Raw genomic sequence first — 20,131 nt, 5'->3', positions numbered from 1 at the left:
ACACCTTCCTTATGATTATGCTTAATTAAAATGCCAATGCGGTTTTCCTGACAAAACATATGTCAAATTTCTTGTCCTATCAGATATTTTTTTTGCCGGTACTCCTCCGTATATGCCATATGGTTCACAGTTTTTACAGACTAATGCCTTTGCTGCTATTACAGCTCCTTCTCCTATTTTTACCCCTGGCAATATGGTAGAATCCGAACACACCCACGCCCGTTCACCAATTACAACTTCACCTCTATGTTCAGGTGTAACTGCAAAGCTTGGGCTATTGACATCATGCTCTTGCGTCCAAATATGTACATTCATGCCTAAAACAACATTGTCTTCTATTATAATTCCTGATCTTCCATCAATTATGCAGTTGCCCGCAATGATGCAATTTCCCATGTGCACATTCCACGGAGAACGAATCTCACATCCTGCACTTATAACAGTTTTTTTGTCTATATCCATGCAAAAAACTCTTTTATATAATATCTTTCTAATTCTATTACTCGGATATTTACTCATGCGCATCTGACAATACCGCATCCATCCATAAAAATAATGATCCGCATTTTTATAAAAAGTTTTTAATGCATTCACAAGTTTTCTTTCTTTCAAAGAAGACTTGCTATTTTTTATTTCTTCTGTTTTTTGATTAGAATTTTTAGTTTTTTGTTTTACCATGCCATCTATTTTTCGTTCTATTCTGCAATAAACCGATAAAAACAAAATGTTTAATAGATATATTAACAAAACAGCTATTATTATCTTTAATATTATATTCATATATTTTCCAATGCCTCACTTAAATACTTTTCAGATTCAATTTTTCTTTTTTTTATGTTTTCATTTATTATTGAATAATCAAGAGTCTCAGTGTGTAAATATCTATCAATACTACCTTTTTTATAATAACTCATTTGTATTCCTAAAAATTCCAGTAATCCATTATTCTTATTTAATTTGTCTTCTCTCGATATTAAAACAACTTTCTTTTTATTTTTCAAAGCAAAAACTAAGCCATGGTACGAATCCGTAATAACAACTTCACAATTACGAAAACACGTTATCCACTCTTGCTCGGTTGCTGCTGGCAAATTAATATTTGCCCATCTATATTCTCTTGCAAGAGAAACAATTTCATATTCATGTTTATTTGCATAATCAATTATTTCGTCTGCATAATCAGCGATTGAATCAAATGAATATAATACAATACTTTTTTCCCCTAGCTTTGTTTTACATGTAATTTCATTAAATTCCCATAAAAATGTAGGATCCAATACAACCGTAACTTCTTGATGTTCATTATTTTCAATAAATTTTTTTGTAACTACATCTCTAGCGGAATAATTTTTAAATTTTTGAAACCACATTATCTGTTCATCTGATAACACATAATCAACTGATAAAGCTCCTGTACTTGGAGCATAATAAATCAATGCAGTTTTATCTATATCTTTTCCTATATATATGTCATCATAAAAAGGATGTTTGCAATTTAAAATCTCATCGCTTCCTGCTATCACTAAATCTAAATCCAAACCATCTACTTCTTTTCCGTTTTTCACCTCTATTTGATTAGGAATATTTTTTATCCAATTATTAAATGCTTTCATTCTTTTTATTGATTGCATAATATGCTTTGGATGCCTCTGCCAATTTGGTTCTACCCTCAATGCAATTTTTATATTTTTTACAAAATAATATTTGGGTTTAAACATTAATACTGTAATATTGTGTCCTTTTTCCTTCAAATAATTTGTCATTGCATACAGTTGTGCCTGTGCACCATAATTCAATCCACCTGCATATGTTAAAATTCCTATATTCATTTATCCTTCCTCTATCTGTGCTATTATCATATTTATATCTTTATATACCTTATATGTATCTGTATAAAGATATTCATTTGTATCTAATTTAACGCAATATAACTTTTTATCCAAAAAAGTAGTTAAATCTTCGTTAGAAAATACTATTTTTACTTCATTATCATCCTCATAGTTCTCTTCATATCGCTTAACTTGTATTTCCGGAATAATTAATTGTATATAGTATTCTAATTTATATACTTTATTTGAATGTACATAAATCTTGCCGAAATTATCCAAATATGTTCTTAATGTTTCATTTTCGCTATATGCCACAAATTTGTCAGTATATTCTTGTGTTGTTTCAGAAATATTTCCCCTGAAAAATATACACTGATACAGCTGTTGATAAAAAAGCATGCTGACTATTAATGTAAAATAAATATAAATACTGTTCGATTTTTTACAAACCATTATCAAAATAATACTTATCAGCAAGCTTATCTTAAATGCTAAAGAATAAGAAATCACTTTACCCATTGAAAATGCTTCAAACAATTTTCCAACATCAAATTCTTCTATTCCATTTATATCAAAAGTTCTTAAAAATACCACTCTAAATAATAAATATAAAATTAATGCAAGCAATATAGCTTTTGTAAGTAATTTTTTTGTGTCATCTTCTTTCATGTATACATATAATGATATAACCATTGGCGGTAAAAAATTAATATAATACCTTAAATAGAAAAAAAATCTTCCATCATTGTAAACATCACCTTGCATTAAATTTATTCCATGCCAGCAATTTATAACTCCCATTGCCAAAATACTAACGCCCAGCCCGATCATGCAAAACATACTAACAACATTCGCCATTTCCTCTGTGTTTTTTCTTTTTCTTTTTTTCAAGAAAAAGAAAAAACACACAATCGAAGCTGCAAAACCAAAACCAGTAAAAATTAAGATTGCATATGCATTAGTAGCGGATACGGTTAATATTCCTTTTAAAGTATCTCGTATTCCAAACGTTTTAATCGTCAGAATAAAATTTTTTACTAATCCCGCATTACCACTCTGACCGATTGCTGCCGAAGCCAATTCATTAAGAGCTTGTTCATTTCTATACAGTTGCATTCCAACATATCGGTTAATTTTCCATGCAATAAGCAGAAAAGCACTACCAATAATAATTGCTCGATAATCAAGAAAACTTTTCTTCTTTTTTAAAGACAAAAAAAATACAACCACCAAGATTGAAGGTAAATAAATCAATGTCCTTGCATGGCAGATACAACAATATGAAAATACGCCTATCAATATAAGAGAATATTTTAAATTGCTTCCATATTTATAAATTTTTAGGATAAAATAAATAAATAACCATGTGCTAAGTGTTAATATGGCTTCGTTACAGAAAATATCAGCAGTAGCATTTGAAAAAAAAGAACCCGCTAATGAAACCACAGCTATTTCAAGTTCATTATCATATTCAAAAATTTTTTTCAAGATTAACCAACAAACGACCGACTGTAACGCCAGTATGAAAGCCAATACAGTTCTTGCAAGATTATATATAATTTTCCCATTTGTTATAAAATAAAATAATGGTGCTAAATACCAGGCGCTGCCGCATCCATATTTTGTGCCAAATTTTGTAACTAAATAGCTCCAGTCATATCCTGCCAGTTTTGCGGCTGATGCTAAAGAAATCACCTCATCTGGTCCTGATGTTGGAGTCTTAACAATAAAAATCGGAATTAAATGTAATAAAAAGCTCAGAATTAATATCATTAAAACTCCACTATATTTTTTTTCTTTAACTTTTAAGCCATTTATTATCTTCATCCTCTCTCCTACAAACCTAAGATTTGTTCTATGAATTTTTTTGCATCATTATCATAATTAAATTTACTAATTATTTTCTGTTTTGCATTGCACCCAATGTAACTTGCATCTTCTCTTTTTTTGCATATTCTATTAATAGTATCTATATAATCTTGAGGTTTTTCACAATGGTAATAGTCAACTTGATCAATCATTGGAATTCCCTCTATACCAATATCATTAGTCAATACTGGAAGTCCCAAACTCATTGCTTCTAATATTTTCACCTTTATTCCAGCTCCCATAACCAATGGTGCCACCAGGCACATAGATTGCGCTAGTTCTTTACCTACATCCTCAACAAATCCTTTGATTATGACCCGGTCACTAGCATATGATAATAGTTTAGCTTTAGGTCCGCTTCCAATAACAACAAATTTAATTTCCTTGTCTTCAATTTCAGGCAAAACATTCTTTATAAACCATACACAGCTTTTCCAATTTTCCTCCCGTGCCATTGCTCCATAAAAAACCACTTCATTACTACCGTTATTGCATAATTTTCTGTCAGACAAATTTTGATAAAAAACAGACCATATTATGCTCTTTCCCACATATCCATCGCCACAAGATAATTTATAATCTTTTTCATTATTAAAAACAACAAGATTGCATTGATTTAAATACCGTATTTCTAATTTTTTTACTCGTCTAGCTTTGCATGCAAAAAATGCCTTTTGAAACACATTTTTATAGAAATCACGTTTCCGTTGCATTCCCAGATACGAAACATCTTCTTCTATAGCAACAAATTTTGCGTTTGCCCATATTTTTTTTAAAATCGGCAAAAAGAATAATATTTCTGTCCACTGCATTATTATTATATCCGGTTCATAATTTTCGTCCTCCAATTCCCGGAGCATTCTTCGCATTCCTATTCTATAATCAATTGTTGTCAATCCCGCATATTTATTGCAAATTTCCAGTTTCGATATCCATGCCAATCCTCTTTTTAATTCATTAACAATTCCACCTCTAGGTCTGACATACATATTATAATTTATTCCATACAAATCCAAATCTATTTTACCTATCTCATCTGGTTTGCAGAAAGTAGCTAACCTTAAGTTAATGTTTTTTTCTTTTGCCATCTGTTTTAAGTACCAATTTTGTGTTTTACCGCTTGCATGTGATACCGAATCATATGGAACCATTAGCGAAACCCATAAGACTTTTTTCATACTTACACTAACCTCCGTAACTTACTTTCTAACTTTCATATATATATCATACATATATCTTTCAATGTATCCCAGGCCAAAACATATCTCAAATATTATTCGTTCAACAATGCCTCCATCCAAATAGTCTTGCAAATATATAAGCATACTTTTATGAAAATTTTTAAACGCCTTTACCTTTCCACCGTAATGTTTTTTTATTGATACCGAATGAAAATGGTCATACCTGCATTTTGGCAGAACAGCCTCTTTATAACCGTTCCGCAGAAGCCGTCTTGCCAAAATATTTTCTTCGCAATAAAGAAATGTTTTTTCATCGAATCCATCAATCTTATCATATGCCTCACGCGAAATTGCAAAAAAAGAACCCTCAACTACACCAACTGTTTCAAAATGATTTTTACTACTTAGCATTTTTCTTTTTATCTTTCTTTTGTCTAAGTTGAACCAAATCAAAAAAATAGATTCTATCAGTCCCCAAAACTTTGGTAAATTCCAAATATTATATCCTTGATTTACTATCGGTGCAACAACCCCTATATCTTTGTGGTTATTAGATAGCTTATCCATTTCTTGCAATACAGGATTCTCAAACCGAACATCTGGGTTTGATATAAAGAACAACTTGGGATTATAATTTTTTTCAGCATATCTGCATCCAAAATTGTTTCCATATGCATATCCACCATTTTTATCAGTCTGTATAACATCTATTTTATCTGATTTCAAACAGGTCAATTTAGACAATGAATAATCTGTCGAGCAGTTATCTACAACAACAATTTTATCAATTGCATTACACATTTTTGCCATTTCTACAAATTCCAACGTTGTCTCAGCATCGTTATAATTCAGTACTATCAAAAAATTCTTCAAGATTATGATCTCCATTAATAATACATATTATCTTGTCAAAAAATTTTCTCCATTGCTTATTCTTTTTCTCCAATAATTTAACAAATCATGCATTGTCTGTTCAAATGGAATTTGAGGTTCCCATCCAGTATGCTCTTTAAATTTTCTACAATCTGGCACCTGTAAATCTGCATCTATCGGTCTTAATCTTTCCGGATCAGTAACAACTTCTATTTTATCCTTCATTGTCGAGTACGAAATCAAAGTATTCAATGTGTCACCAACTTCACATGTATATGATCCACCTATATTGTAATATTCTCCAGCAATAGGATTGACAGTAACTAACATATAGTAAGCCCTTACAGCATCTCTGACATCAGCATACGTCCTAAGTGATTGCAAATTACCTACCATAACTTTTGGTTCTATTAATCCAGCCTCAATCATAGCAATCTGCTTTGCAAATGTGGACTCATGAAATACATCGCCCCTTCGTGGTCCTGTATGTGTAAACATGCGAGTAGTCATAACCGTCATCCCATAAGCCTCTGCATAATATCTTCCCAACAAATCTGTTCCAACTTTTGATATTGCATATGGCGAAGCTGGATGAAATGGACATTCCTCATTAATTCCTGCTTCTGGTTTTTTTTCTTTTGGAATTTTTCCGAACACTTCTGATGATGCACATACATGAATAATCGGCTTATATGAAGGATCTTCTTCCATTGCCAAATGTATTGATTCTAACAGTCTGGCAGTTCCCAGAATATTAGTATTAAGTGTATCAATTGGTGCTGTAAAACTGGTTAATGGATAACTCTGTGCAGCCAAATGGAACACATAGTCAGGCTTTATCCTATTTACTACAGTAATTAATGACACCTGATCATTCAAGTCGGCATATTCAAAAAATACTCTATTTTTCTCATTTACTCTTTCTAACAAATGACTAACATTGTCTAATGGACTTCTCCATCTGCAGACACCATAAACATCCCAATCCGTATTTTCTAATAGAAAATCTGCCAAATGTGAACCTACCATTCCTGTAATTCCTGTTATTAACGCCTTCTTTTTCATTTTTATTCATTCTCCATTTCTCTTTGTATTTTTGTTGTAAAACTTTCTCTTTTTAATATATTCATATCATATAGATATAAACTTTCCATCTGAGTTATGCTTGGCCTATTTTGATAAAAACTTTCATCTGGTACAGATATTGTGTATTTTAGCTTACCTTTTTTAATTCTATTGATTTCATCTGCAATTCTCACTCTGCTTATCAGCTCATTTCCAGCAACATTCAACACAAAATCCGTAAATTCCTCCCAGTTATTAATCATCCACTCTACAACTTTGACAACATCAGATACCACAATACAATTTCTGTAAAAAGGATGATAAACATCTGCTATCTCTCCCTTCTCCATACAGGACATACAATACGATACAAATCTATCCTTGCTCGAAGCTACATACGATAATCTAATAGCCTTAAAATAAGCTGATTGTTTAAATTCATCTTCAACCGCTTTTTTCATTCTACCATATGGAGTCTTTGCCATTGTTTCACTTTTTTCATTATAGATGAATCCATCAATATCTCCAAATACTGCATCACTTGAGAAAAATAGTACTCTTATATTTCTTTTTATTGCTTCACTTATAAATTTTGTTGTTCCAATCACATTTATATTCCAGCACATTTCATATTCCTTTGCACACATATCCGGTCCAGAAATTGCTGCTGTAAAAATAAGGTATGATAATCCATCCAATAAATCAAAATTAAATTTTTCGCAATCTTGTAAATCTAAATATATATCAGCTAAATCGCTTTTATCAAATTTTACCACCTTGGCAATATTGCTACAAGTCTCAAAATGTTCAATTAAGAATTGTGCGATATATCCTGTGCTCCCAACTATTCCTATGTTCACTTTTTATCCCTCATAATCTTCTGCTGTATACTGTATAATTCTCGAGCCACCATTTTCAAATTCGAACGGAACATGCAATAAACCACTCATTGCATTAATTAAATTCTGTTTATTTTCTGGCTTAACATAAAAAATCAAAAAACCTCCTCCACCAGCGCCAAGTAGTTTCCCTCCTAATGCACCTGCTTCGATTCCTTTCTTATATAATGCATCAATGCTTTCTGTACTAACCTTTTCCCCGGTAGTTCTTTTGAGTTTCCATGTGTAATCAAGCAGTCTACCAAATTCATCTAAATCGCTATTCTTTTCCACCAAAATCTTTTCAGCTTCATCTACTAAAGAATACATTTCTTTTAACTTTTTTATTTTATTTTCATTCGACTCTCCTGCATTATTCGCTTTTTGTATATCAGATGAAAATCTCGTAAATCCAGTAAAAAACATAACTAAATTATAATTCAACATACTTTTTCGCTCTGGTGAAATAATAACCGGACTTACTTTATATCCATCCTCATTAAAATCTATTCTATTAAAGCCTCCAAATGCTGCCGCTATCTGATCCTGCCAGCCGCCAGCTTCCGCACATAATTCTCTTTCTAAGTAAATTGCTTCATCTGCCAATTTTTTCTTATCTACATATTTTCCTTTTAATGCATAAAAGGCATTTAACATTCCCACCGCAAATGAACTACTTGTACCCAGTCCTGACTGTGCTGGTAAATCAGCTTCATATGTCAATCGTAATTCATGCATATCCAACATTTTCATTGCATTTCTAATTGCAGGATGTTGAATTTCATCATATGTATTTACATATTCCATTCTAGAATATGTTAAATGGGTTTTATAATCAAAAAATCTCGGCAGGTGTCTAACGGTAACGTAACAATATTTATCGAATGTTGTTGACAAAACTGCCCCTCCATACTTTCTAAAGTAATTTTCCATATCCGTTCCCCCGCCAAAAAATGACATTCTAAACGGAGTTTGTGATATAACCATTAATTGCCTCCTTCTACGATTTCATCTAATATTTCGTTCATTCTATCCCAGCTAAATTTGTACGCTTCGTTTTCTATTTCCTTTTCAAAATGCCGTTTATCATTGCATTCATAAAATTTAACTATCGCCTGTCCAAGTTCTTCTGCATTAAATGGCGGAACAACATAGCCTGTCTTTCCATCCGCAACAACTTCTGGCAATCCCCCTACATTTGTAACAACTACAGGTTTTAAAAACTCATATGCAATTTGAACAATTCCGCTTTGTGTTGCAGATTCATATGGTAGAATAACCATGTCTGTTGCTGTAAAGTACTTTTCTACATCATCATCCGAGACATATGCATCTTCTATTAATATATAATTCTCTATGTTTAAATCTTTTATTATTTTTAAATAATGATCCTTTTCTCCTCCAAAATCACCTACAATATATAACTTAACATTAGGTATTTTATTTTTTATAATACTCAATGCTTTTAATAAGTACTTCAATCCCTTATATTCTCTAATCAATCCAAAAAATAATAACACAAATTCATTTTGAGCAACATTTAATATTTTTCTTGCATCATCTTTTTCCAGTTGACTCTTATTAAAAACATTATATGTGGGTATTACAGCCTTTTTATAACGTGCATCTTTTTTTACCGAAAGTAAGTCCACTTCATCTAACTTGGAATGAACAATATAATACTTTCCCTTCTTCAGAGTAGCTTGAGTTAGCAGTCTATCCATAGGAAATCTTTCATGTGGAAAAACATTATGACACACAAATAAAATTTCCTTTGTCTTTAATAAGCTACATATTATTTGATAACAAGGTGCAAAATACGGATGCCACCACTGAAAAACCACTAAGTCCGGAGATAACTTATTTATCTTTTTTGCAACATGAACCCAGTTAAAAGGGTTTGCTGTATTTATACAATAGTTCGTGCCGTCAACTTTAAATGTATCGCTTTCATAATCCTTTTGTTCTTTTTTATACATAAATTTAGGATATTGCATCTTATATGATAATGCAATCACTTCATGCTTTTTCGCAAAAGTCTTGCACATCATTCCCATGTAGTGTGCTATCCCGCCTTTATAAGGATACACAGGGCCAACCATTACTATTTTCATTTTATTTTTCCTTCCTACTTTCTTAGATTAAATACATAATCCTATGCATAAATAAAATTTTCTTTATGATAATGGAGCCTCATCTTTTGCCTCATCAAATGTATTATCCATGCATGCATCAGAAGAATAGTACATTTTTCTTACCTTATATTGTACATCCTGCATTATTTTTCTATTTGCAGATATTACATCAGCAAGCATACCCATTACAAAAGTTTGTACCCCTATAATGATAAGCATAGCACATAAAATCAACGATTGTACATTTCCTCCTCCTACACCGTTCACTAATCTAACAATATATCTGATTCCCAATATAATTCCACCTAAAATAGGAATTGTAGAAAGTGTAGTAAATGCCATCAATGGTTTATACATCATATAAGCTCTGATTATTGTAAGCATGGATTTCTTTATATAACCAAACATACTGCTGAACAGTCTTGACGGTCTCAGTTCAGCATTCGTACGTATCGGCACTGATGTCATGGCAATCTTACCACGCCCAGCCTGTACAATTGTTTCCAGTGTATATGTATATTCATTCACTACATTCATCTTAAGCGCTGCTTCTCTGCTATATGCCCTGAATCCAGATGGTGCATCTGGTATATCTGAATTAGAAGCCTTACGCACAACCCAGCTTCCAAAATGCTGTAATTTCTTTTTAAGCGGCGAAAAATGTTTTGTCTGATCAATAGGTCTTTCCCCTATGACTATATCTGCTTTTTTATCAATAATAGGTCTTACGAGTTTCTCTATATCTTCACCGCAATACTGATTATCCGCATCCGTATTCACTATTATGTCTGCTCCATGTTTCAGGCATTCGTTAAGACCTGCCATAAACCCCTTTGCAAGTCCTTTATTTCTCTTAAAGCTCACAATATAATGCACGCCCCAATTTCTTGCTACTTCAACGGTGTTGTCTTTACTTCCATCATTGATAATCAGATACTCTATTTTATCAATTCCATCAATATGTTTTGGTAAATCATTTAATGCTACCTCAAGTGTCTCTGCTTCATTATAACAGGGAATCTGTATAATCAGTTTCATCTTTTAGTTCCTCACTTTATTTTTTTCTTATAATGTAATAATTTTCATTTTCATATAACACGGTACCTTCCATTGGTTCTGCCCATGCCATTTTATCCACAACATATGTCTTTCCACTTTCTATTTCATCCAGCTCACCTTCCGTGATTCCAGTAACTTTTGCTTCCATAAATTTTATCTGGAAAGCAACTGCACGATAACCATCTGTTGCACACACAGCAAACTCTTCTATTCCATTCTCACTCAAATAATCACACGCTACTTGAAACTGAGTCTCATAAAGCGGCATATTAATGACATTTGGTGTATCCTTATACAATTCCGCTACATGATAATTTGCATTATATCCACTAAATACACACATACCAGTCCATATGCCTATCAAAGCGATTTTTCCCATTTTTTTATAATTATAATATATGACTGCAATAAATATCATAAACGTAATTCCAACAATACTGCTTTGCATTACTGTAAAGCGATTCTGTGTCGAGAAATATGGCAATAACACTGCTGGGATTGCCCAATAATTAAATGCATTATTCTGATATATCCTCGTCATATATTCTACAAAAACAGACAATACAACGCTACCTGAAATAATCGCTATCCAGGTTTTTCTTTCAATGCCTCTACAACATTCTATCATTCCTAGCAGCAAAAAGAAAGCAAATACTGTTTCCCAGTATCTTCCATATATGTAAACATCATATCTCAATGTATCAAGCGGTACCTTTGCTAATGCCAAATCTAAAACTGAAACCATCTCTGTTCCGACCAATGCCAGTCCAACAAATACATAGAAATATTTCAAATCATTCTTTTCTTTTTTTTCTTTAATGTACGTTTTTATTCCACTGCAAATTCCAATCAAAACAATGCCAAATGACCCTATTATTGCATACCAAATTTCTCCCAATATACATTGTATTCCGGAAATCAAAAAATAAAAATTAACTTTGCTTCCAACATTTTGTGCTTGACTTGCATATGTATTATATGTATAAGAACGTCCTTGTTTCTCATGCACATTCAGGTACTGCAATACTCCCTGATTCAGTGCAAGCATAAATGCCAGCGGCAACAGAAGAATCAGCAAGCTCTTCCAATCTTTCTGCCGGATACTCCGTGCCAGCACAACTATTGCATAAGCAATCACAACTGCCAATGAACGGTTATGAATAATATAAGTGTATCCAACTGCCAACCCTGCGCAGATTCCCCACCGTATAGCATATGTTTTTAAATATTTAAGCACAAAATAAATACTTAATAGCACAAAGAAATAAAGCCACATCTCCGATAGCATAACTGCTCCCTGGAAAATATAACTGGTATAAAGTGATACTGCTGTTGCACATAAGAGTAACAGGTACTTATTTACATCCTGCGCCAACATTTTTGCAATACTATAACACAAAAGCAGTACTCCACAGCTTATCAGCACATTGAAAAGCATTGCCACCCGATAGACTGTTATTATATTGCTGCTAAATGCCATCGGAATTGCCAGCAAGGCACTATATCCCCATGAATAAAAAGAACTTGCATTTCTCAATACGCCTGACCAGTTTCTTCCAGTGAACGTTGCTGCATGGGAAAGATACCCATATACATCACCTGAGAACCAGCCAGTAAACTGTGTGCTTGTAAGGAGATGTACAATAAAGCAGAGCAGAACCGCCAGACCAACTGCAACTTTCTCTTTCTTTTTATCTGTCCATTGTATCATCCATTCCATAAATCTATCCCAATCCTTTCTACTCACTTCCTTGTACCTTAACTAATGCTCCCTGATTTAAGAAAGCAGGTTTGCCCACATATTCATAAATATGGTCTGTCAGATTGCCACTCCAACCGGAATGCAGATGTCCCGCCAGAACTGCTACCACCGGACTGTCATCTGCTGTCAGCAGATTTAAAAATTCTTCTGTTTCCGGCGTTAATTCATAGCCACAATCTTCTCCCAACAGAAGTGATTTATTTACTGTTCCAAAATCACCGGCATCATACTGCACAACCAGTTCTCCATACTCATTTTGAAGTGTCTTCCTCAAATCTTCTGCCCCGGCTGTATAAATTGGAACATGACAGATTAAAATAATCGGTTTTCCCTTTTTATATAAGCTTTGAAATCCCTCTAGAGCTTCTGCTGAAATCTGTGCAAATCCATCTACCTGATAATCCCGGATAGATGCAACATAGAACTCTCCCATATCAAGGCTCTGAAACTCGCAGTTGTTATCTTTAAATACTTTAAGGAATGTTTCATCCGTATCCACAAAGGTATTCTCCCACGGAATATAGGAATCATGATTTCCGTAGGTATATAAGTATGGCATCGTAAGCTCTGACATTTTTTTCTGAACGGTCTGTATGTTTTCTGTAGAGCCATAATCAATCATATCTCCGCCGGTAAGAAATGCATCGACCTTGCTGTCATTGGCATACTGTATCCAATGCTCTATATTTTCTCCTGATGGAATACCTGCATCATCCCGAAATGCACGGGTTTCGGTATTTCCAAACCAGCCCAGATCATCTCTGTTTTCAAAGATTGCCTGGTCATCCGTCATATAAAGGAAGGTGTAACTTCCCTTTACTCCATCTACGGAAATAGGAACTGTCTCCATTTCCAAGCCATAATCTTCCGGTGCAACACTGTCTGTAAATGCAGTTTCATGCACTTCTTTTCCACATCCACTTAAGCATAATGCACTTATTAAAATAAGAATTACTGCTCGTTTTCTACTCTTCGTATTGCCCATTTCATCTACATCACTTTCTTATCTGCCCTCTAATCTTCCATACTGCACATAATGCTCATAATACCCCTTCCAGTCATTTCCGAATGCCTGCTGCAAATCCGCATACTTATTACGATAAGCAGCTACATCAAAGGTTGCATTTCCTCTTCTTCCCTCTGCCATTCCACAGTTTACAAAATGTGCAAGGACTGCTCTGTCATCATTTCCAAAGGCTGCTCTTATATCCGGATAAAGATTGATATAATAATTATAATCGTATACAGAAGAATAATCTACCCCATTATATACAGTCAACGGATTAACCAGTTCTGTTACGCCACTGGTTACACGTTTTTCCGATTTACCGGCATATAGATAATGCAGATAATACTGTTTTAAATCCATTCCAAAAGCTGCCCTAAGGTCAGAATACGCATTCCGATAAGAATTTATATCAAATGCCTCATTACCCCGCCGTCCTTCGCCCATTCCATAATTTACAAAGTGAGCAAGAACTGCCATATCATCATCTCCAAAGGCTGCCCGGATATCCGGATACTTATTTACATAATAATTATAATCATAGACAGGAGAATAATCCACTCCATTATAAACCGTTACCGCATCAAAGTTGTCAACCGGTCCGGATGCAATTCTGTGTTCACTCTGTCCATAATATACATAATGAAGATAATATGATTTGAGGTCATTCCCAAAAGCCATTCGAAGATCCTTGTACCGGCGTTTATAAGAATTTACATCAAAATATACAATTCCCTGCCGTCCTTCCTTCATTCCATAATTCAGAAAATGGGAAAGCAGACTGTCGGAACTTCCGCCACAGGCTGCTGCCACATCCGGATTATGTAACATATAATAATCCGGATTGTATACTGCTTCATAGTTCACTCCCTGATACCAGGTGGAATAGGTAGAATAATTCCGCATTCTTGCAATATAATCATTGACAATACTGTTTCCGTAGCCCCATGCAGTTGCCCAGCCGATTCCCGTTGGATTCTCATGTTTGCCAAGCCATTCTACATATGGTGCACTGCCTTTATTTACAAGGCTGTAACGCGGGTCTACGACTTCCTGATTCAATGGTTCTGATGTCGCATATGCTTTTAAATGCTGCACCTGGGCACGGATTCCCATACGAACGGTTGGAAAGCTGTTACCCGGATTGCCATTACCGGTAGCACCAAGTCCTGCAAAGTTAAACTGCTCAATATGGACATCTCCTCTGTAACGGAGAAATCCTGTTTCCTTCATTGCCTGCGCGAATGCCACCTCGGCACGGACGCCCTCGGCATTACATTCTTCCATATACATCATGCAGAATACATAAATATTTGGTGCATCCGTATTGGCGTAAAATGCCGGATAAGCCTGATTTGCCTGATAATAATTAATCATCTGTCCAATGGTAACCGTTGTCGGTCCCATAATACTGTATCCACCGTCATAATATGTATTTATGGTAGAATTGACTCCATTTACTACCTGCGTAGCTTCTGTCGGTTGTGCCATCATGAAACATGCTGCCAGCACTAATGTTAATAACCTTTGCACTCTTTTCTTTACTTTTCTCTTCATTGCATCTCCGATTCTTTCTTCAGTTCAAAATTTCCGGATAACAAGCTTAAATTAGGATTGTAATACTCGTCACCTTTTTCTAAAACATCTTTCCATTTTTTCGCCATATAATCTACTTCGCCCTCAAAACGATTACGTTTTTCCAAAGTATCTTCCTTTCCTCTGGAAATAGACTCATGGTGATACAATAACGCTTCTGGATCATATACTATTAAATAGCCCGCTTTTCTTACTTTCAGGCATAAATCGATATCATTAAAAGCCACTGCCAGCTTTTCTTCAAATCCATTCACTTTCTCATAAACTTCTTTTTTCGTGAGCATACATGCTGCCGTTACCGCATTCAGATTCTGCTGGATAATTCCTCTTGCAAAATAACCACAATCATCTGCCGGATGTCTGGATAATGGATGTCCGGCAATTCCACCCATGCCAATAATAACACCTGCATGCTGCACCATATTGTCCGGATAAAGCAATTTTGCTCCTACGATTCCAACTTCTTTACGTTGAACATTTGCAAGCATTTCACTCAACCAGTTTTCCCTGATTACTTCTATATCATTATTCAAAAACAGAAGGTACTCTCCATTCGCATACCTTACTCCAAAATTATTTATTGCAGAATAATTAAACTTGTCCTTCCATATTACAACCCGGATGTTTTCACGCTGCTCTATTGTTTTATAATATTCAAATATTTCATTTGTTGTACTATTATTCTCTACAATAATAATCTCATAGTTTTTGTAATCTGTTTTCTGTATAACCGACTCTATGCAACGCTCCAGTATTTCTTTCTGGTCTTTATTCGGTATAATAATTGATACCTTCTTCTGTTCACGTATTGGATATATCACATGATAAAATCCCAGGTGCTCTGTCATTACAACCTGACAGTCATCCTCTCCCATGCGTTTTAAGTGATCTTCTATTGCTCTTTTTCCAGCTTCATAACAATACATTTTGCTTTCCTGATTTGCTGCTGTTGAGCCCGGATGACAACGCCAATGATACAATACTTTCGGAACATGTTCTACATGCTTGCTTTGTTCTATACAACGCAATATAAAATCATAATCCTGTGAACCGTCATATTCTTTTCGGAAACCACCCACCTGGTCCACAATACTTTTTCCAGCCACAAATAAATGGCAGATATAGTTATTACTCCGAATCAAATCCAAATTATAATCTGATTTGAAATGAGGTTCAAAATAATCCTTTAAATCAAAAGAAACTTTATCTTCATCGGTATAAATGACATCTGTTTCATCTTTATAATGCTCATTCATCCATTTTACGACTTCATAAAGTGCATCTGGTGCCAGTATATCATCATGATCCAGTAATGCTATATAATCTCCCGTTGCGATAGACAACGCCGCATTGGTATTTCCTGCTATTCCGAGATTTTCTGAAAGGCAAAGCATCTTTATCCGCTTATCCTTTTTCTGATAACTTTCAACAACATTTTTAACGGTATCCTCTGTAACGCTGCCATCTCCAATGCACAATTCCCAGTTTTCATAGCTCTGATTTCTTACGGAATCAATCATCTCTTTCAAGAATTTTTCCGGTGTTTTATATGTAGGCACTATAATACTGATACATGGTTCATAATCCAGCTTTTCTGCCCTCTGCTTTTTCAATTTTCTGGCATTCGGGATATATTTTTTTCTCCAGACATTATAAACCTCTTCTGTATCCTGAAACCGCTTTTTTATTCTGTCACAATACTTCTTCCATCCAAAGTTTACCAGATAATGCCAATCATCTATGAACAATTCTTCATCTCTATTCTTTAACATATCGAAAAAATTTTCATATTTTCTGTTTTCTTCCCTGGCCTGATCTACTAATTTATTGCATTCCACAATAAATTTTTCAGAAGTTTTTCCGCCTTTTAAAACAACAGTATAAATGCCTTTATTTTTTTGCGTATTTTTCCACTTTACCTCAAATCCAAATTCTTTTTTACTTTTCTCTAACCCAAAATTTTCATTTACATCAGCCCGATACTTTCTTTTCAACATAAACGTTTCCTGCTGACCATCTTCATTTATAACGCTCAACTCTACTGGTACACTGTCTATTTTCTGCATATCAATAACTGATGTGGTAAATCCCCAGCCATCAATAGATATAATTTCATTATTATATACGGTTTGCTCGATATAATACTTGATTTCAGGCTCTACCTCGAATTCCATATATTCCTTTAAGTTTGCCTCAAACAATATTTGTCCACTTTCATATCCAATACCAATATTGCACTCGTTCTGATTCTCCACCTCAAATTCCACATCTATTACAAAGCCGGAATTTAAGTTAATATTATAGTCTTTATACATTTTTTGGACATCTGCTCTGTCTATATATTTCATATACATTTCAGTTTGCTTATTATTTATATAAACCTGCAAATTTTTGTTTTTGCCACTTTTAAGAAATGCCCAACCTACAATTTGTAAATATGCCCTATTATCATCATTGACATAGCAACAAATTTTATCAATACTATAAATATATTCTTTTTCTTCAATTGCAACATGTTCTCTTATCATTTTTTCTTAACCCTTTTCATTTTATCTGCCATATCACGGATAGGTTTTGTTATTTTCCATGACCTTGAATTTATGATTGCTTCATACATTTCTTTATATTGTTCTATCTGGGAATTTAAATTTTCCTTTTCAAGTTTTAAATTCTCATTGTTTTTTGACAGTTCATTATTTATCTCTATTTGGTTCTTCAATAAAGCTTCTTTGTTCTTTCTTTCTTCTACTTCTAATTGTAATGCAGCTTGTCCCAGTCGATTCTTTTCTCTCTCATTCCTAATGATAAAATCTATATTATGAACGATATCTTTTGAAAAAGCATTTAAATTTATTTTTCTATAAACGATGTTTAAGCATCTATCTTCTTCTCTTGCCTGCAATAAAATCTGCGGATCACTCGTTTCAAAGAAAAAAATCTTATTGGAGAGTTCAACACCATTTGTTTCTATCTTTTCTTTTTCTTCGCCCTGTGCATTATAAATATGTTCTATGCTAATGATACATGGCTCCTCAACCGGATCTAGTCGGAGTTGCTGCATTCCCTCTGGAATTTCTACTTTCACCTTCAAGTTTCCATCTTCTAATTCCTGCACTTTTTTAAAGTAAGAATTTTCTTCTTTAAAATTTCTATCCTTTCCATAGAATACCTGCATAGTTTCTTCAAGTTCAACTGCGGAAAGGATGTGATTTAAATCTACAGTTTTATGGTTCATCATTTTCGGCATATCGCGTAATGGAATATTATCATCCATGATATACTGTTGAAATTTCTTTTCCATTTTTGCAAATTGAATCTGTTCTTGTGTAGTTATTCCAACCATTTCCATCAAAAAATCCTGTTCCATATTTCTTCTATTTTCCAGACGGGCATACCAATAAGCCAATGTACGATATACAACAAATTTTACCGGTATAGGAAATTGAAAGCTCCACTCATAATCAATAACTGTCCAGTTATTATCCTTTACGATAATATTATCAAACAGCATATCAATATCTGTTATTTTTAAAGCATACTGTGTTTCTTCAAAATGCACCATACCAAAAACTTTTTCAAAAGAGGGTGTAATTGTAAATACATCCTTATCTTTTAATCCATATATTTTTTGAGCAAACTCTGATATGATTTGAAAAACTTTGTCCATCTCATTTTTTTCAAAATATGAGTCAATAATTTTATCTAATCCATTCCCCTCTACCATCTCAAAGTTTATTTCATCATACTCTTTTTGGCATCCGGCAACATTAAGGGCTCCTTCAAATTGTCTTTTTAAAGGTGCATAATATGATGCTATATTTTTTATATGTTCTCTTGCGCTCTCCGTTGTCGCTCTTTTTTTTAAAAGCTTCTTATCCCCATTTGCAAAAATCTCTGTACAAATGGCGAATTGATTGGCTCTATCATTAGAATATTTAACAAAAAGAATTTTATCCATTCTCTTTTAGTCTCCTTTTTTTATCCTAAGCAAAAAAGAATTGGAAAACTCCGGGAAAAGTCCGGCACCAATAATTCCATCGAATGCTTTTGTCTCATCAAATAAAAGCAGACGGCTTCTGTCAAAATTTCTTATATTCATACTTAATTCCGCCTTCTTAGGCAGATATTCATCAGAATATATTGCCATCGGAAACTTATAATCCGGATATGGATAATAAAATTTATATTCCAGATTGCTTATTTCCTGTAATATATTCTCTATTTCTTTTTTTGAAAAGTTTCTCATCTTATGGTTATCAAAACCTATATAGTCCTGTATTCCACTAAAATAATCAGAATATAATTCTTCCTGACAACCTGACCAATACTTCATTCCTATACGATTATCACACGCTATTAGTATTTCTCCACCGTCTTTCAGATGATTAAATGCACTTTTTATAAATGTATGATATGGTTTTTCATCAGCAAAATAATCAGGTGCTTTCGCAAATGAGCCGACCATTACAATATAATCATAATCTCTCTCTAACTCATTTTCCATTTTGTCATATGTTCCTGTAAACACTCTGAGATTTTCTTTTTTACTATTTCTGCATTCATTTATCTGTCTTTGCAAATCATTGTTTTCAAGACTTGTCACCTGTAATACTTTATCAGCAATACATCCTGTAACAGCCCCGCATTCTGCATCTATTTCTAATACTTTTGCATCTTTCTTAAAAGGATACCATTCCAGAATATTTCTTCGCATAGGCGAAAGATGATATAGAAAAAAGAAGTCCTTCTTTTCAGATATAATTTTCTGAAAATCATCCTCAGTATATTGCTGCACTATTTTGAGCAGTTCTTCCATTTTCTGGTTTTCAGTATTATTTTTTTCTGCCTTTTCTACTATATTCAAATCCTGACCCTACA

The 20,131-nt window shown here is 33.7% G+C and carries 16 protein-coding genes; all 16 read right to left on the bottom strand.

The genetic code is table 11. From position 1 onward, the window contains the following. Positions 1 to 21 precede the first annotated feature (21 nt). Positions 22 to 780 carry an acyltransferase gene (locus tag LKD41_RS04610; RefSeq protein ID WP_227700531.1) on the bottom strand — a complete coding sequence of 253 codons (759 nt, stop codon included), beginning with the start codon at positions 778 to 780 and terminating at the stop codon, positions 22 to 24. Next, a complete protein-coding gene (locus LKD41_RS04605; RefSeq protein WP_227700530.1) occupies positions 777 to 1,829 on the bottom strand; it encodes a polysaccharide pyruvyl transferase family protein in 1,053 nt (350 codons plus the stop codon). The genes LKD41_RS04610 and LKD41_RS04605 overlap by 4 nt, the downstream gene beginning before the upstream one ends. Then, positions 1,830 to 3,656 carry a hypothetical protein gene (locus LKD41_RS04600; protein ID WP_227700529.1) on the bottom strand — a complete coding sequence of 609 codons (1,827 nt, stop codon included), beginning with the start codon at positions 3,654 to 3,656 and terminating at the stop codon, positions 1,830 to 1,832. It lies immediately after the preceding gene. A gap of 8 nt (positions 3,657 to 3,664) precedes the next feature. Further along, complete coding sequence (locus tag LKD41_RS04595; protein ID WP_227700528.1) at positions 3,665 to 4,876, bottom strand: glycosyltransferase; 1,212 nt, start codon at positions 4,874 to 4,876, stop codon at positions 3,665 to 3,667. Positions 4,877 to 4,897: 21 nt separating this feature from the next. Continuing rightward, a complete protein-coding gene (locus LKD41_RS04590) occupies positions 4,898 to 5,752 on the bottom strand; it encodes a glycosyltransferase (protein ID WP_227700527.1) in 855 nt (284 codons plus the stop codon). Positions 5,753 to 5,779: 27 nt separating this feature from the next. Next, on the bottom strand, positions 5,780 to 6,817 hold the full coding sequence (locus LKD41_RS04585) for a GDP-mannose 4,6-dehydratase (RefSeq protein WP_227700526.1): 1,038 nt from the start codon (positions 6,815 to 6,817) through the stop codon (positions 5,780 to 5,782). A gap of 2 nt (positions 6,818 to 6,819) precedes the next feature. Continuing rightward, entirely contained in the window at positions 6,820 to 7,677 is an 858-nt protein-coding gene (locus LKD41_RS04580; protein WP_227700525.1) for a sugar nucleotide-binding protein, read from the bottom strand. 3 nt (positions 7,678 to 7,680) lie between these two features. Continuing rightward, entirely contained in the window at positions 7,681 to 8,682 is a 1,002-nt protein-coding gene (locus tag LKD41_RS04575) for a GHMP family kinase ATP-binding protein (RefSeq protein WP_118056498.1), read from the bottom strand. Next, positions 8,682 to 9,809, bottom strand: coding sequence for a glycosyltransferase (locus tag LKD41_RS04570; protein ID WP_118664872.1), 1,128 nt, complete (start codon positions 9,807 to 9,809; stop codon positions 8,682 to 8,684). The genes LKD41_RS04575 and LKD41_RS04570 overlap by 1 nt, the downstream gene beginning before the upstream one ends. A 63-nt stretch (positions 9,810 to 9,872) precedes the next feature. Beyond that, positions 9,873 to 10,868: a glycosyltransferase family 2 protein gene (locus LKD41_RS04565; RefSeq protein ID WP_118056500.1), complete on the bottom strand. Its 996-nt coding sequence runs from the start codon at positions 10,866 to 10,868 to the stop codon at positions 9,873 to 9,875. A 16-nt stretch (positions 10,869 to 10,884) separates the two neighbouring features. After that, positions 10,885 to 12,609: a hypothetical protein gene (locus tag LKD41_RS04560; protein ID WP_227700524.1), complete on the bottom strand. Its 1,725-nt coding sequence runs from the start codon at positions 12,607 to 12,609 to the stop codon at positions 10,885 to 10,887. A gap of 19 nt (positions 12,610 to 12,628) precedes the next feature. Further along, entirely contained in the window at positions 12,629 to 13,636 is a 1,008-nt protein-coding gene (locus LKD41_RS04555; protein WP_227700523.1) for a metallophosphoesterase family protein, read from the bottom strand. A gap of 18 nt (positions 13,637 to 13,654) precedes the next feature. After that, complete coding sequence (locus LKD41_RS04550) at positions 13,655 to 15,214, bottom strand: glucosaminidase domain-containing protein (RefSeq protein ID WP_227700522.1); 1,560 nt, start codon at positions 15,212 to 15,214, stop codon at positions 13,655 to 13,657. Next, a complete protein-coding gene (locus tag LKD41_RS04545) occupies positions 15,211 to 17,568 on the bottom strand; it encodes a glycosyltransferase family 2 protein (protein ID WP_227700521.1) in 2,358 nt (785 codons plus the stop codon). Before LKD41_RS04545 ends, LKD41_RS04550 begins: the two co-directional genes overlap by 4 nt. Before the next feature lie 209 nt (positions 17,569 to 17,777). After that, on the bottom strand, positions 17,778 to 19,211 hold the full coding sequence (locus tag LKD41_RS04540) for a hypothetical protein (RefSeq protein WP_227700520.1): 1,434 nt from the start codon (positions 19,209 to 19,211) through the stop codon (positions 17,778 to 17,780). Positions 19,212 to 19,217: 6 nt separating this feature from the next. Then, on the bottom strand, positions 19,218 to 20,117 hold the full coding sequence (locus LKD41_RS04535; RefSeq protein WP_227700519.1) for a class I SAM-dependent methyltransferase: 900 nt from the start codon (positions 20,115 to 20,117) through the stop codon (positions 19,218 to 19,220). Between the last annotated feature and the right edge of the window lie 14 nt (positions 20,118 to 20,131).

The organism is Roseburia sp. CLA-AA-H209 (assembly GCF_020687575.1).
GTDB lineage: Bacteria > Bacillota > Clostridia > Lachnospirales > Lachnospiraceae > Roseburia_C > Roseburia_C amylophila.
Note: the sequence above shows the minus strand (reverse complement) of the source record. Positions and strands in the feature narration are given on the sequence as shown.